The following is a 13,011-nucleotide window of genomic DNA, read 5'->3' on the forward strand; positions in this document are numbered from 1 at the left end:
TCTTACTAATATTCACTTATATTTTTCGCATTGTTACAAGTACGACACCTCGGGCCGAAATCCCATGTAACAGACAACAACAAGAAAGAGTACCAATCTTTATTCTTAAGAGCGCTACCCTTAACACCATACGGATCGTCCAACATGTCCTTTCCCTCTAGGCCATCGCCAAATAACTTACGAAACGAGAACTCGCACCCTAAATTAAGGCGGTTCTTGATCTTATATTTCATGCCCACGCCTAAAGGAATATTCGGGCTGGCGAAAGTCTTCCCGCCACCCGGAGCCACCGTCAGCCCTATGCCCACCAAGACATAAGGAGAGAAACGCTTCGCCCCCGCATAGTCGAACTTATCGCTATACGGGAAAAAATTGAACTCTGCCTGTCCCCCCAACTCCATGATACTACGGTTGAAAGAGGTTTGGGCATTATTCGGAAAAACGTTCTCCATACCTTCGGTCTTACCGGAAACCTGTCCCCACATCAAGTTGGCTTTCAAGGCCCAACGAAAGTTGATGTTATACCGGAACACGGCTCCCACCGCCGGATTCATTCCTTTAAATATCGTATTCTTGTTGGCGTCGCCCATATAAAAGGCGCCACCAGCCATACCACCGATCTCGTACTTATATTCCTGCGCCCAAAGCGTAGGGACCGTACCCGCTAATAGGATGATTATGAGAAGCCGCTGAAAAAAAGTTGAAGTCATAAGCCTTGCTGTTATATATACCACACTTCTTTTTCTAACGCTAAAAGCCTCATAAAATTATACATCTCCTATCGAACTTTTCTATTCCTTCGGGATCAAACGATTGATACGGCCTCTCCAAAGTTGGTTCAAGTCATTGGAACCAGTGCTGGTCTTTCCTCCGAAAATGTTCACGAAATTCTCTTTATCCACAATAATTGAGGAAAAGCCTCTCGCCGCATAGTCGGTCGGTAACACCACCATCGAGTCGATCAACGACCAAGAAATACCATAATCTATCGATTGATACATATCTTTCAATGCCTTGTTCGAAGCGTCGATACCTCCGATCAAGAAAAACTTATCGTCATAATTCGTGATCATCGCTCCCTCACGCTTCGTGAAGTTTGCGTCACCGGAAGCCATCAACGCCCAAGAGATACCATCCATGGTCGCCCAAGTCGTATTAACCACTTGGTTGTCCGCGGTACGTCCGCCGGCGGTCATCAAGTACTCATGATACATTGCGGCATATTGGAGATTGCTAAATCCGGTAACAGGGAATCCGCTAGCCACCGCATCTCCGGCGATCCACTCCATGGATTCGTTCATCGCATAGAACGCTAGCTTTCCTTCCTGATCCACGATCGTAGCTAAGGCGGAAGGCTGTTTCGTGCCCTGCTTCACGCTACCCAAAACGTATTTCACGGAAGGGGCGTTCTCTACAGCGCTCCAAGTCAAGCCATCCTCGGATCTATATAATGTGCCATTTGTAGCCGGCACATATAAAGCATTGTTATACTCGGTAATCTGGGAGATCAAAAGCCCATCGGAAGGCAGACCGGCCAAGGATAATGACTGCCAGCCCTTAGGCGCACTTACCGAAGCGTAATATAATTGGTAAGGTTTACCGGACTCGGCGGGTTTCACATACATAAAGTAATTCTCCGATCCATTATAATCGTAGGTTACCACCTTCTGATCCTTCACGGTAATGCCAATCATAGGATTCGCGTACATACTCCAAACCATAGAGTCCGGAACCACTTGATGGATATTCACCTGCGCCATATAGACTTTTGTCGTGACTTGGTCATACGCATGAACCACGAACTTTACCGGAGCGGAGAAATCGATGGAATCCGACAAACTACTTAAATAATAAGTGGAATCGGGATAAGCCTCGGGACTAGCCTCCACGCCACCTATCACTGAAGAATTAGCGAACCCAATCTTACAAACCACTTTCTCGATCTTCGTACCAAAAGGTAAAGAGTCTATATTAAAAATCCGTCCCGTTAGCTGGTCTATCGTAAACTTCACAGTATCCAACCCCGACACAGAATCATGACTTAATGAAAAAGTATGTATCTGGCAATTCTTAATAGCTTCTACACCAACGATTTCATCTGACTTCAAACAAGAAGACAGCACTAACGCAAAACAACCTGTTATAAATAGTACTAATTTATTTTTCATCAAAAACATAAGTTTGTCGCATATAAAGGCACAAAAGTAGAAACATTTTTTGCTTTCACCCTAATACCTGCTAATATTTATAATATTTTAGTTGATTATATGAGCCTTAAAATTCATAGTTATGATTTTTCGAACTCATCGTTATGATTTAAAATTTCATAGTTATGATTTTTAATGCTCATAACAGAACGTCTAGAGATGCCGCTAACAGCCTCCTTTCCAAGCATCGGCGCATGCACCCCTTGATACAGGCGAACCGGAGCTGTTTCCACCCTCGCCTCGTCCCACACATCCGCTTCCACGAAAGAATTAATCAACTGGGCCCCACCTTCCACCAATAAGGAATCCAACTTCCGGGCAGCAAGATGATCTAGCACTTGCCGGATCACCGGGCCCTCGAAATCTATCCGGATATACTCCATGTTCTCTCGGTTTTCCACTTCCTTCTCCGTAAATATTAATGTACGTGAGAAACCATTCAGCAACCGATAAGAATCGGGAATAACGAGCCGGCGATCCAATACGACCCTAACCGGAGAATTACCGGACCAATGGCGCACGTTCAATGAAGGATTATCCAATAAAGCGGTCCGTGTACCGACCATGATAGCCGCCACCTCCGAGCGAAGTTTATGCACCAAGCGTGAAGTCTCCGGAGAAGACAAAACCGTGACCGGCTCCGACACGTCCGTACGCAAACGATCGATAAACCCATCCTCGCTCTGCGCCCATTTCAAGATAATATAAGGACGGCCTTTCATTTGTAGCGTCATAAACGCCTTGTTCAACGCACGGGCTTCTTCCTCCATCACGCCTGTGACGACCTCGACACCAGCCTCACGCAACATCCGCACGCCTCGCCCCGACACCTCGGGAAAAGGATCCAAGCAACCGACCACCACCCGTGGAATCCCTTTCCGGATAATCAACTCGGCGCAAGGAGGCGTCTTCCCATAATGAGAGCAAGGCTCCAGACTCACATAAATCGTACTGTCTTTCAACAAAGACTCGTCTTTCACGGAAGCGATAGCATTCACCTCGGCATGCGCCTCCCCACATTTCCTGTGAAATCCCTCACCGATAATACGGCCCTTATGCACAACCACCGCACCAACCATCGGATTCGGACTGACATTTCCCCTCCCTCCTTTAGCCAACTCGATGCAACGAGCCATGTATTTCTCTTCAACCTCTACCATAATCTTTGCATATAAACGGTTTTTACACTACTTTCGCGATAAAACAAGAGTAAGATATGACTGAGACCATCGCCTACATCCGAAATTCCCTCAAAGATATTTATCCTCCCGGCGAAGCCCAAGCGCTCGTCCGGCTCATCATGGAACGTGTTTGCGGTCTTTCTACCCATCAACTCCTGTTAGGCAAAGGTAAAGAATTATCTGATACGGAGAAATTTAAAATCAAGGAGATTGTAGAAGGACTGCGTTTATACAAGCCCATACAATACTTATTAGGCATAGCGGATTTTTACGGGATAGAGTTTAAGGTGACGCCGGACGTATTGATTCCCCGCCCGGAAACCGCCGAGTTGGTCGAGCGGATCATCACGGACTACCGAGGCCAAGCCCCTCGTATATTAGATATTGGTACGGGAAGCGGCTGTATCGCTATTTCCTTGGCGAAACATCTTCCGAAGGCTGAGGTAGCGGCGGTGGATATATCACCCGAAGCGCTCGCCGTGGCCGAGGAGAACGCCCGACTGAATCAAGTTTCCGTATCTTTCCTCGAATTGGATATCCTTTCCGAAGGTTATCCCAGTTTCATGCAAGGAAAACTAAAGTTTCACGTAGAAGAAACAAAAGTTTCACGTAAGGAAAACAAAAGTTTCACGTACATGAAACCAAAATCCCATACGGAAGAAACCGCTGTTTCTCCTATAGGCAACTTCAATTGCATCGTCAGCAACCCTCCTTATATAATGAATAAGGAGAAAGCGACCATGGAAGCGAACGTTTTGGAGAACGAGCCTCACCTGGCCTTGTTCGTTCCCGATGACGATCCGCTTCTCTTTTACCGGGCCATCGCCCGCTTCGGACAAAGGCATTTGGTGGAAGGCGGGCATCTTTACTTCGAGATCAACGCCCTTTGCGGAAAAGAGACCGTAGCGATGCTACGTCAAGAGAATTACACCGAAGTCGAATTAATACAAGATTTATACGGAAAAGACCGGATCGTAAAAGCAAAAATATGAAAGAGATAACCGAACCCGAGATGTTGCACCGGGCAGCCGCCTATTGCTCCACCGCCGAACGCTGCATACAAGACGTACAGAAAAAGATCGATGCCGCCGGACTTCCTCCCGACGCCTCCGAGCGTATCATCGCCCGCTTGCTGAAAGAGCGGTTTATCGACGAATCCCGTTACACCCGTTTCTTCGTGAACGATAAGCTACGGTTCAATAAATGGGGACGGGTAAAAATAGGCTACGAGCTTTATAAGAAAAACATCCCCTCCCCGATCCGGGAAGAATCGCTCGCCGCCATTGACGAGGGAGAATACCGCTCCATCTTACTCGATTTACTAAAAAGCAAAAAGAAATCGACCAAAGGAAAAGACGAGCGGGACCTATTCAACAAGTTACTCCGTTTCGCCTCCGGACGAGGTTTCGAAAGCCGGATCACGTTGGATTGCCTAAGCCAATTATTCAAAGGAACAGACTGCGAGGATTATGCCGACGACATGGAATAATCTGCTCAACCTGTTTTTCCCAAACTTATGTAAAATATGTAAACGACCACTCGTCGAGGGAGAAGAACAAATTTGCCTGAAATGCCTATGCGACCTGCCGCACACGGGATATCATCAACTGGTGAACAACCCCGTCGAGCAACTTTTTATCGGAAAGAACCGGATCGAATACGCCACCGCTTATCTACGATACGAGAAAGGCGGAAAAGTACAAAGCCTGATACACTCGCTCAAATACCATGATAATAAAGAGCTGGGCTATCTACTCGGACGACAGATAGCGAGAGAGCTCCAAGCGGATCACAGCCCGATATGTACCGTAGACCTCCTTATCCCCGTTCCCCTGCATCCCCGCAAAAAACGGCAAAGAGGTTACAACCAGTCCGAATGGATCGCCTCCGGCATCCGTTCCATATGGGATATCCCCATCGATACGCGAAGTCTAGCCCGCACCACCCACACAAGTACCCAAACTCGTAAGGCCATTTACGACCGTTGGTTAAATGTATGTTCTATTTTTAATGTCATTCATCCGGAAAGCTTAAAAAACAAACATATCCTGCTCATAGACGACGTGATCACAACCGGAGCCACGATTTCCGCTTGCGCAAAGGCTTTATCAGGGATTCCGGGCATACGCATCAGCATTTTAGCCCTGTCTGTCGCATAAATATTAATAAAAAATTAACGTACGATATTCAAGGTAATGTCATTCAGTTTATCTATTTTTGCAGACTGATATAAATATAGGATTGTATGAAAACACTGGAAAGTTTAGTAGCAGAAAAATTATTAAAGATTAAAGCCGTAAAGTTGCAACCGGCCAATCCGTTTACTTGGGCATCCGGCTGGAAATCTCCGATCTACAATGACAACCGAAAGACTCTTTCTTATCCGGTCGTTCGTAGCTTCATTAAATTGGAGTTGGCTCGTGTGATTAGTGAAAAATTCGAGAACGTAGATGCCATTGCCGGTGTTGCTACAGGCGCGATCGCTCAAGGTGCTTTAGTAGCCGATTTATTAGGATTGCCATTCGTATACATCCGCTCTACGCCAAAAGATCATGGATTGGAAAACCTTATCGAAGGAGAATTGAAACCGGGTTCTAAAGTAGTGATCATCGAGGATTTGGTATCTACCGGAGGTAGTAGCTTGAAAGCCGTACAGGCCGTACGTAACTTTGGTTGCGATGTCGCGGGTATGGTAGCTATCTTTACCTATGGATTCCCTGTAGCGGAAGCCGCTTTCAAAGACGCTAAAGTAACATTGACTACATTGAGTAACTACGACGCAGTCTTGGAAGAAGCTGTCCGTACGCATTACATCGATGAGTCTGAGATCGCGGTTCTTCAGGAATGGCGTAAAGATCCGGCTAACTGGGACCCGAAATAAGTAATAAACAAAAAGACACTCAATGACTGAAGAATTTGTGAGTGAGGTCAAACAGATCCCACACAATGATGAACGTATCTTCACGATGTTGTCCGATCTTTCCAACTTGGAACGTATCAAGGATCGCATCCCGCAAGATAAAATAAAAAATTTTGAGTTCGACAGCGATACCTGTAGTTTCGCTGTCGATCCCGTTGGTAAGATTACCTTCCAGATCGTAGAAAGAGAGCCGAATAAATTAATCAAGTTCACGACGACCAACTCTCCTGTTCCCCTTTTCTTGTGGATACAATTGAAACAGGTGGCCGAGGACGACACACGGTTAAAAATCACGGTTCGTGCCGATCTGAATCCGTTCTTGAAACCAATGGTATCGAAACCTTTGCAAGAGGCTGTGGATAAAATCTCGACCGTTATCGCCTCCTTGCCTTATTAATTCCTTTTTCATTATGGCTCAGAAACTTTGGGAAAAAAATGTACAGGTAGATCATGAAGTAGATATCTTCACGGTAGGTAAGGACCGTGAGATGGATCTTTACCTCGCTAAATATGACGTATTAGGCTCTATGGCGCATATCACGATGCTGGAATGTATCGGTTTATTGACCAAAGAGGAACTAAACGTCTTATTAGCAGAATTACGGAATATATACGCCGTAGCGGATCGTGGAGAATTCATCATCGAGGAAGGCATCGAGGATGTGCACTCGCAGGTGGAACTCATGCTTACACGCCGTTTGGGCGATATGGGCAAGAAGATCCATAGCGGGCGTTCCCGCAATGATCAGGTTCTATTGGATCTGAAACTTTTCACCCGTTCGCAAATACAAGAATTGGTTGAGTTGGTTTCCGGCTTGTTCGACGTTTTGATCTCCCAGAGTAACCGGTACAAGGATGTACTGCTTCCCGGATATACGCATCTACAGGTAGCTATGCCCTCTTCGTTCGGACTTTGGTTCGGCGCTTACGCGGAGAGCTTGGTAGATGATTTGCAACTTATGCAAGCCGCATACCGTATTTGCAACCGTAACCCGCTGGGTTCCGCCGCCGGATATGGTTCATCCTTCCCGCTAAACCGCCAGATGACTACGGATTTATTAGGTTTCGACTCGCTGGACTACAATGTGGTATACGCCCAGATGGGACGTGGCAAGATGGAACGCACCGTGGCTTTCGCTATGGCGGGTATCGCCGCTACGCTCTCCAAGTTAGCGTTCGACGCTTGTATGTTCAATAGCCAGAACTTTGGCTTCATCAAACTGCCGGATCAGTTCACGACCGGCTCCAGTATCATGCCGCATAAGAAGAATCCGGATGTATTTGAGTTGACACGTGCCAAATGCAATAAGCTTCAAGGCTTGCCTCAGCAAATCATCTTGATCAGCAATAATCTTCCTTCCGGTTACTTCCGGGATCTCCAGATCATCAAGGAAGTCTTCCTACCGGCTTTCGACGAGCTGAAGGATTGCTTACGCATGGTAACTCATATGATGCGTGAGGTGAAAGTGAACGAGCATATATTGGACGATGATAAATATTCTCTATTGTTTAGCGTGGAAGAAGTGAACCGCCGTGTCTTGGCCGGAATGCCTTTCCGTGACGCTTATAAGCAAGTAGGTTTGGATATCGAGGCCGGTAAATTCGTTCCTTCGAAGAGCGTTAACCATACACACGAAGGCAGTATCGGTAATCTATGTAACGAACCAATCGCCACCATGATGCGTAGCGTGATAGGTTCTTTCTCTTTCGAACGGATGAACGAGGCTGAAAAGAAATTGATCCATGGATAAGATAAGACGGATATTTCCACTTTTGATCTTGTTTACGCTATTATCTTGCGCAGATACGATAGAGACTCGCATTCCCTATCGTGCGGTCTATCTGGAACTAGATCTGACTTATCAAGATAAAGCATTAAAGGCAATATTGGCCTATAAAATCTATACACCCAAAAACGTAGATCAAGCCAATGAGCAGACCGGTTTTGGTGGAGTTTTGGTTTATCATGGTTTACCCGATGCATTTTTCGCTTTTGACACTGCCTGTCCTCATGAGGCTTCGAGTAATACCATTGTAGAAATTGATGAATCAGGTATGTATGCGATCTGCCCGAAGTGTGGTAGTAAATTTGACATATCATATGGAAACGGCAATCCGGTGGAAGGACCTTGCGCTGAGGAGAAACAAGCCCTCAAACAATATGTCGTCGATACAAACGGTAATAAAATTTACATCCATAATTAAATTTTTCACCGAAAATGTTTGGTAGTATAAATATTTGTACTACCTTTGCACTCGCAAAAGAGAAACAAACAATGCGGAAGTAGCTCAGTTGGTAGAGCATAACCTTGCCAAGGTTAGGGTCGCGGGTTCGAGTCCCGTCTTCCGCTCAACTCTTAGAGAAGAGGTGGATGCTCGAATGGTGGAATCGGTAGACACGAAGGACTTAAAATCCTTTGGCCATTGCGGCTGTGCGGGTTCAAGTCCCGCTTCGAGTACGATCTAATTTAATTGCGGAAGTAGCTCAGTTGGTAGAGCATAACCTTGCCAAGGTTAGGGTCGCGGGTTCGAGTCCCGTCTTCCGCTCGCTTCCAAAAGGCCTCGCTGTTCGAAAGAATAGCGGGGCTTTTTATTTCTAAAATATAATCGTATCTTTATCTTCAATTAAAGTGAGGGTTATGGAATTACGTACAGCGAATGTTACCCGATATATCATGCCTCTGCGGGAAGGCGGATCATTGCCTGCTTTAGCGGAGGCAGACGATGAGTTTAAATATGTCGTTAAGTTCCGGGGGGCCGGACATGGGACAAAAGCCTTGATAGCCGAGTTGATCGGAGGTGAGATCGCTCGTTGCTTGGGTTTCCATGTACCGGAATTGGTCTTCCTGAATCTTGACGAGGCTTTCGGGCGGTCGGAAGGTGACGAGGAGATACAAGACTTACTACAAGCAAGTCAAGGGCTCAATCTGGGATTACATTTTTTATCCGGAGCCTTGACTTTCGATCCGGTAGTCAATCGTGTAGATCCCAAACTCGCCTCACAAGTCGTATGGCTCGATGCTCTTTTGACAAATATAGACCGCACGGTCCGGAATACGAATATGTTGATATGGAATAAAGAACTTTGGCTCATCGATCATGGAGCTTCCTTATTTTTCCATTTCTCATGGGTAAATTGGCAAAAACATGCGATCGGCCCTTTCATCCATATCAAGGATCATGTATTATTGCCACAAGCGACGCTGCTGGAGGAAGTAAACAAAGATTTCAAACGTATCTTAACGGAAGAGAAAATTCGTGAGATCGTAGGTCTAGTACCCGACGATTGGTTGCATTGGAACGATAGTCCCGGTACGCCTCAAGAGATACGTGATGTATATATCCGGTTCTTAATTGACCGAATCGCCCATTCTGACACGTTTATAAATGAAGCTCGACATGCAAGACAAACACTTATATGAATATGCCGTAATCCGTATCGTGCCGAAAATCGAACGGGAGGAGTTTATCAATGTAGGCCTTATCATGTTCTGTAAACGGCCTAAATTCATCAAGGCTCGCTATCATGTAGACGAGGAGAAACTTCGTCTGTTCACATCAGATATAGATAAGGAATCTTTGTGTACGAATCTCCACGTTTTCGATAAGATATGTTCCGGCGCGAAGGATGGAGGTCCTATAGCCAGCCTAGATATTCCGGAGCGCTTTCGTTGGCTTACCGCCATAAGAAGTGCCTCTATCCAAACCTCGCGTCCACATCCCGGTTTTTCCAACGATCTAGAACAGACATTTGAGAGATTATTTCAAGAATTAGTCTTATAGATAATAAACATAAATCTCCGTATCACGATAAAAGAAAAAAGACGGATCGTCCAAACAACCCGTCTTTCCTTATAGAACTAATAGATATTATACTTATCCTCTTAAGTCCGCATCCATAGCGGCGGCGGCCTTACGACCGTCTCCCATCGCCAGAATCACGGTAGCTCCACCACGAACGATGTCACCACCGGCATACACATCGCCTAAAGCGGAGCGCATACTGTCTTCCTCCACTACGATCGTACCCTTCTTGCTCACCTCCAAACCTCCAAAGGCGCGGGGTATTAATGGATTCGGAGATACACCGACGCTAACGATCACCTCATCCACATCGATTGTTTCGATAGCTCCCTCGATAGGTACCGGACGACGGCGACCAGAGGCATCCGCCTCACCTAGCTCCATCTTCTGCAAGCGCATCTGCTTAACACGACCTCTTTCATCTCCTATATATTCAATCGGATTATGAAGCGTCAAGAACTCTACACCTTCTTCCTTCGCATGTTTCACCTCTTCCAAACGAGCGGGCATCTCCTCCTCGCTACGACGGTAGACAATCATAGCACGCTCAGCGCCCAGACGGCGAGCAGTACGGACAGAGTCCATAGCTGTATTGCCACCTCCGATCACGGCCACCTTCTTCCCTTGTAGCACCGGCGTATCACTTTCCGGATTCGCCGCATCCATCAAGTTTACACGGGTCAAATACTCGTTGGACGACATCACGCCCACAAAGTTCTCACCCGGAATGTTCATAAAGTTAGGCAGACCGGCGCCACTTGCCACAAACACGCCCTTAAAGCCATCCGCATGCAAATCATCATAACTGATTGTCTTGCCCACGATACAATCTTTCTCAAACTGTACGCCCATCTTCCGAAGGCCATCAATCTCCACGTCCACGATCTTATTCGGTAGGCGGAACTCCGGGATACCATATTTCAATACACCACCGATCTCATGCAATGCCTCGAACACAGTCACATCATATCCACGCTTCGCCATATCTCCGGCAAAAGACAATCCGGCAGGACCGGAACCTACCACGGCAATCTTGATACCGTTCTTCTCCGCGATCTCCGGAACCGAGATATTACCGCTCTCACGTTCGTAATCAGCGGCGAAACGTTCCAAGTAGCCAATGGCAACCGCTTCCTTACCCATTTTCAAATGGATACACTTGCTCTCACATTGTTTCTCCTGCGGACATACACGACCGCAAACAGCGGGCAGGGCACTTGTCTCCTTCAAAGTCTTAGCTGCCTCCAAGAATTCCCCACGCTCGATATTCTTGATAAAAGTAGGTATATTGATATTTACCGGACATCCCTGCATACAAGTAGGATTCGGACAATCCAGACAGCGCTCGGCCTCTTGCATGGCCTGTTCTTTTGTCAAGCCTAAGTTAACTTCCTCCAAACGGGTACGACTCCGGTATTCCGGGTCCAACTCGTTCATCTTCACACGGGGAATATCCGCACGTTCTTTATTTTTCTTGCTTTTGCGAAGCGCCTCCCGCCAAGGTTCGGCACGACGAGCAGCGATTAATTCTTCTGTTGTCATGATTCAATTACGTGGTTTCGTTATTTCTTCTCTATATCCTTATAAGCGCCGAGGCGCATGATCATCTCATCAAAATCCACTTGATGAGCATCGAACTCCGGTCCGTCCACACAAACGAACTTGGTCTTCCCGCCTACCGTGATACGGCAAGCACCACACATACCCGTTCCGTCCACCATGATCGTATTCAAGGAAGCTACGGTAGGAATCTCGTATTTCTTTGTAAGAGCGGAAACGAATTTCATCATAATAGCCGGACCGATCGTAACGCATAAATCTACCCTCTCCCGGTTGATCACGCTCTCCACACCATTCGTCACCAAGCCTTTCGTACCCAGAGAGCCATCATCCGTCATGATAATTACCTCATCCGAGTTTTGGCGCATCTGCTCCTCAAGGATCACCAAGTCCTTGGTACGGGCCGCCAATACGACGATCACACGATTTCCTGCCTTATGGAAAGCCTCCACGATCGGCAACAACGGAGCGACACCTACGCCACCACCGGCACAAACAACCGTTCCAACCTTCTCGATATGGGTAGCCTGCCCTAACGGACCCACCACATCCGTGATATAGTCACCCTCATTCAATTCACAGATTTTACGGGATGAGCCGCCTACCGCTTGGATCACCAAGGTGATGGTACCTTTCTCGGTATCCGCCCCGGCAATGGTAAGAGGTATACGTTCGCCTTTTTCGCCAACCTTCACGATCACGAAGTGACCGGCCTTGCGGGAGCGGGCGATCAAAGGAGCCTCGACTTCCAGCTTCACCACGTTGGCTGAGAAATGTTCTTTACTTACAATCTTATTCATTATAATCGCTACTGTTGATAGTTTGTCTTGTTTTGCTGGCAAAAATAAGATAAAAAAGTGAATATAGCCCTATTTTCCTTAACAAAAGGCTTTATTCAAACAAACCTTCATCACGCACTAACATCAAAATAGCGGAATGAGGGACAATCAAGAACTTCTCGTCATTAAAATTGATCTCGTAAGCGGCATTCTGCAAATAGACAGCCAAATCACCTTCACGGGCTTGAAGCGGCAAGTATTGCACCTCCTCCCCTTTCTTTTTCTCCCAGACCTCATGCTCCTCAGATTGAGAAGGCAACGGATATCCGGGCCCCGTCTTTATGATATAACCCGCTTGTATCTTCTCCCCTTGTTGAACCGAGGGAGGCAGATACAATCCGGTCTTAGTCTGGCTCTGTGGATTCTTAGGCTTGATCAATACTTTATCGCCTATCATCAGAAATTTATCGATGTCTTTTTGATCTATGGATAGTTGCATGATTATAAGATGTTAAATTTTTATTTCGCGAACTTACGGAAAGTTTACCGAACAAAAAACC

The 13,011-nt window shown here is 46.5% G+C and carries 15 protein-coding genes and 3 tRNA genes; 12 read left to right on the forward strand and 6 right to left on the reverse strand.

Annotated features, from left to right (window positions below; translation table 11 throughout):
- Nucleotides 1-5: 5 nt before the first annotated feature.
- From DW033_RS03475 to ribD, 3 genes are all read right to left on the reverse strand, one after another.
- Nucleotides 6-710: a DUF6089 family protein gene (locus DW033_RS03475; RefSeq protein WP_008772658.1), complete on the reverse strand. Its 705-nt coding sequence runs from the start codon at nt 708-710 to the stop codon at nt 6-8.
- A gap of 81 nt (nt 711-791) precedes the next feature.
- Entirely contained in the window at nt 792-2,168 is a 1,377-nt protein-coding gene (locus DW033_RS03480; protein WP_005867894.1) for a DUF6242 domain-containing protein, read from the reverse strand.
- 119 nt (nt 2,169-2,287) lie between these two features.
- Complete coding sequence (gene ribD / locus DW033_RS03485) at nt 2,288-3,367, reverse strand: bifunctional diaminohydroxyphosphoribosylaminopyrimidine deaminase/5-amino-6-(5-phosphoribosylamino)uracil reductase RibD (RefSeq protein WP_122382453.1); 1,080 nt, start codon at nt 3,365-3,367, stop codon at nt 2,288-2,290.
- A gap of 56 nt (nt 3,368-3,423) precedes the next feature.
- Between ribD and DW033_RS03490 the strand changes: the two genes are divergently transcribed.
- The 12 genes from DW033_RS03490 (at nt 3,424) to DW033_RS03545 (ending at nt 10,091) form a co-directional block, all read left to right on the forward strand.
- The gene (locus tag DW033_RS03490; protein WP_005867890.1) at nt 3,424-4,380 is read left to right on the forward strand and encodes a HemK/PrmC family methyltransferase; all 957 of its coding nucleotides are present in this window, start codon (nt 3,424-3,426) and stop codon (nt 4,378-4,380) included.
- Nucleotides 4,377-4,877, forward strand: a complete 501-nt coding sequence (locus tag DW033_RS03495) for a regulatory protein RecX (protein WP_005867888.1) — start codon at nt 4,377-4,379, stop codon at nt 4,875-4,877. The genes DW033_RS03490 and DW033_RS03495 overlap by 4 nt, the downstream gene beginning before the upstream one ends.
- The gene (locus DW033_RS03500; protein WP_122369026.1) at nt 4,858-5,547 is read left to right on the forward strand and encodes a ComF family protein; all 690 of its coding nucleotides are present in this window, start codon (nt 4,858-4,860) and stop codon (nt 5,545-5,547) included. Before DW033_RS03495 ends, DW033_RS03500 begins: the two co-directional genes overlap by 20 nt.
- Before the next feature lie 86 nt (nt 5,548-5,633).
- Complete coding sequence (pyrE, locus tag DW033_RS03505; RefSeq protein WP_005858992.1) at nt 5,634-6,269, forward strand: orotate phosphoribosyltransferase; 636 nt, start codon at nt 5,634-5,636, stop codon at nt 6,267-6,269.
- Nucleotides 6,270-6,291: 22 nt separating this feature from the next.
- Nucleotides 6,292-6,705: a polyketide cyclase gene (locus tag DW033_RS03510; protein WP_005858994.1), complete on the forward strand. Its 414-nt coding sequence runs from the start codon at nt 6,292-6,294 to the stop codon at nt 6,703-6,705.
- A gap of 13 nt (nt 6,706-6,718) precedes the next feature.
- The gene (gene argH, locus DW033_RS03515; protein ID WP_122382454.1) at nt 6,719-8,059 is read left to right on the forward strand and encodes an argininosuccinate lyase; all 1,341 of its coding nucleotides are present in this window, start codon (nt 6,719-6,721) and stop codon (nt 8,057-8,059) included.
- Nucleotides 8,052-8,513 carry a (2Fe-2S)-binding protein gene (locus tag DW033_RS03520; protein ID WP_044545206.1) on the forward strand — a complete coding sequence of 154 codons (462 nt, stop codon included), beginning with the start codon at nt 8,052-8,054 and terminating at the stop codon, nt 8,511-8,513. Before argH ends, DW033_RS03520 begins: the two co-directional genes overlap by 8 nt.
- A 73-nt stretch (nt 8,514-8,586) precedes the next feature.
- Nucleotides 8,587-8,659, forward strand: a tRNA-Gly gene (locus DW033_RS03525).
- Between the two features lie 23 nt (nt 8,660-8,682).
- Nucleotides 8,683-8,767, forward strand: a tRNA-Leu gene (locus DW033_RS03530).
- 15 nt (nt 8,768-8,782) lie between these two features.
- Nucleotides 8,783-8,855 (forward strand) — tRNA-Gly (locus tag DW033_RS03535).
- Between the two features lie 92 nt (nt 8,856-8,947).
- Entirely contained in the window at nt 8,948-9,730 is a 783-nt protein-coding gene (locus tag DW033_RS03540) for a HipA family kinase (RefSeq protein ID WP_005859001.1), read from the forward strand.
- Complete coding sequence (locus DW033_RS03545) at nt 9,708-10,091, forward strand: DUF3037 domain-containing protein (RefSeq protein ID WP_005859003.1); 384 nt, start codon at nt 9,708-9,710, stop codon at nt 10,089-10,091. Before DW033_RS03540 ends, DW033_RS03545 begins: the two co-directional genes overlap by 23 nt.
- 93 nt (nt 10,092-10,184) lie before the next feature.
- Here DW033_RS03545 and gltA read toward each other — a convergent pair whose 3' ends face one another.
- The 3 genes from gltA to DW033_RS03560 all read right to left on the reverse strand — a co-directional run bounded on the left by gltA (nt 10,185) and on the right by DW033_RS03560 (nt 12,950).
- The gene (gene gltA, locus DW033_RS03550; RefSeq protein ID WP_005867881.1) at nt 10,185-11,654 is read right to left on the reverse strand and encodes an NADPH-dependent glutamate synthase; all 1,470 of its coding nucleotides are present in this window, start codon (nt 11,652-11,654) and stop codon (nt 10,185-10,187) included.
- 20 nt (nt 11,655-11,674) lie between these two features.
- A complete protein-coding gene (locus DW033_RS03555) occupies nt 11,675-12,472 on the reverse strand; it encodes a sulfide/dihydroorotate dehydrogenase-like FAD/NAD-binding protein (protein ID WP_034531562.1) in 798 nt (265 codons plus the stop codon).
- A gap of 91 nt (nt 12,473-12,563) precedes the next feature.
- A complete protein-coding gene (locus tag DW033_RS03560; protein WP_005859009.1) occupies nt 12,564-12,950 on the reverse strand; it encodes a co-chaperone GroES family protein in 387 nt (128 codons plus the stop codon).
- Nucleotides 12,951-13,011: the final 61 nt, after the last annotated feature.

It is taken from the genome of Parabacteroides sp. AF39-10AC (genome assembly GCF_003635405.1).
Taxonomy (GTDB): domain Bacteria; phylum Bacteroidota; class Bacteroidia; order Bacteroidales; family Tannerellaceae; genus Parabacteroides; species Parabacteroides distasonis.

Excerpts from the sequence above, each read along its gene's own strand:
- DW033_RS03520 (WP_044545206.1), top strand. The coding sequence starts at position 8,052 with ATGGATAAGATAAGACGGATATTTCCACTTTTGATCTTGTTTACGCTA.
- DW033_RS03495 (WP_005867888.1), top strand. The coding sequence starts at position 4,377 with ATGAAAGAGATAACCGAACCCGAGATGTTGCACCGGGCAGCCGCCTAT.
- DW033_RS03510 (WP_005858994.1), top strand. The coding sequence starts at position 6,292 with ATGACTGAAGAATTTGTGAGTGAGGTCAAACAGATCCCACACAATGAT.
- DW033_RS03540 (WP_005859001.1), top strand. The coding sequence starts at position 8,948 with ATGGAATTACGTACAGCGAATGTTACCCGATATATCATGCCTCTGCGG.
- DW033_RS03545 (WP_005859003.1), top strand. The coding sequence starts at position 9,708 with ATGCAAGACAAACACTTATATGAATATGCCGTAATCCGTATCGTGCCG.
- DW033_RS03560 (WP_005859009.1), bottom strand. The coding sequence starts at position 12,950 with ATGCAACTATCCATAGATCAAAAAGACATCGATAAATTTCTGATGATA.
- DW033_RS03480 (WP_005867894.1), bottom strand. The coding sequence starts at position 2,168 with ATGAAAAATAAATTAGTACTATTTATAACAGGTTGTTTTGCGTTAGTG.
- ribD (WP_122382453.1), bottom strand. The coding sequence starts at position 3,367 with ATGGTAGAGGTTGAAGAGAAATACATGGCTCGTTGCATCGAGTTGGCT.
- gltA (WP_005867881.1), bottom strand. The coding sequence starts at position 11,654 with ATGACAACAGAAGAATTAATCGCTGCTCGTCGTGCCGAACCTTGGCGG.
- DW033_RS03500 (WP_122369026.1), top strand. The coding sequence starts at position 4,858 with ATGCCGACGACATGGAATAATCTGCTCAACCTGTTTTTCCCAAACTTA.
- DW033_RS03555 (WP_034531562.1), bottom strand. The coding sequence starts at position 12,472 with ATGAATAAGATTGTAAGTAAAGAACATTTCTCAGCCAACGTGGTGAAG.
- DW033_RS03490 (WP_005867890.1), top strand. The coding sequence starts at position 3,424 with ATGACTGAGACCATCGCCTACATCCGAAATTCCCTCAAAGATATTTAT.
- pyrE (WP_005858992.1), top strand. The coding sequence starts at position 5,634 with ATGAAAACACTGGAAAGTTTAGTAGCAGAAAAATTATTAAAGATTAAA.
- DW033_RS03475 (WP_008772658.1), bottom strand. The coding sequence starts at position 710 with ATGACTTCAACTTTTTTTCAGCGGCTTCTCATAATCATCCTATTAGCG.
- argH (WP_122382454.1), top strand. The coding sequence starts at position 6,719 with ATGGCTCAGAAACTTTGGGAAAAAAATGTACAGGTAGATCATGAAGTA.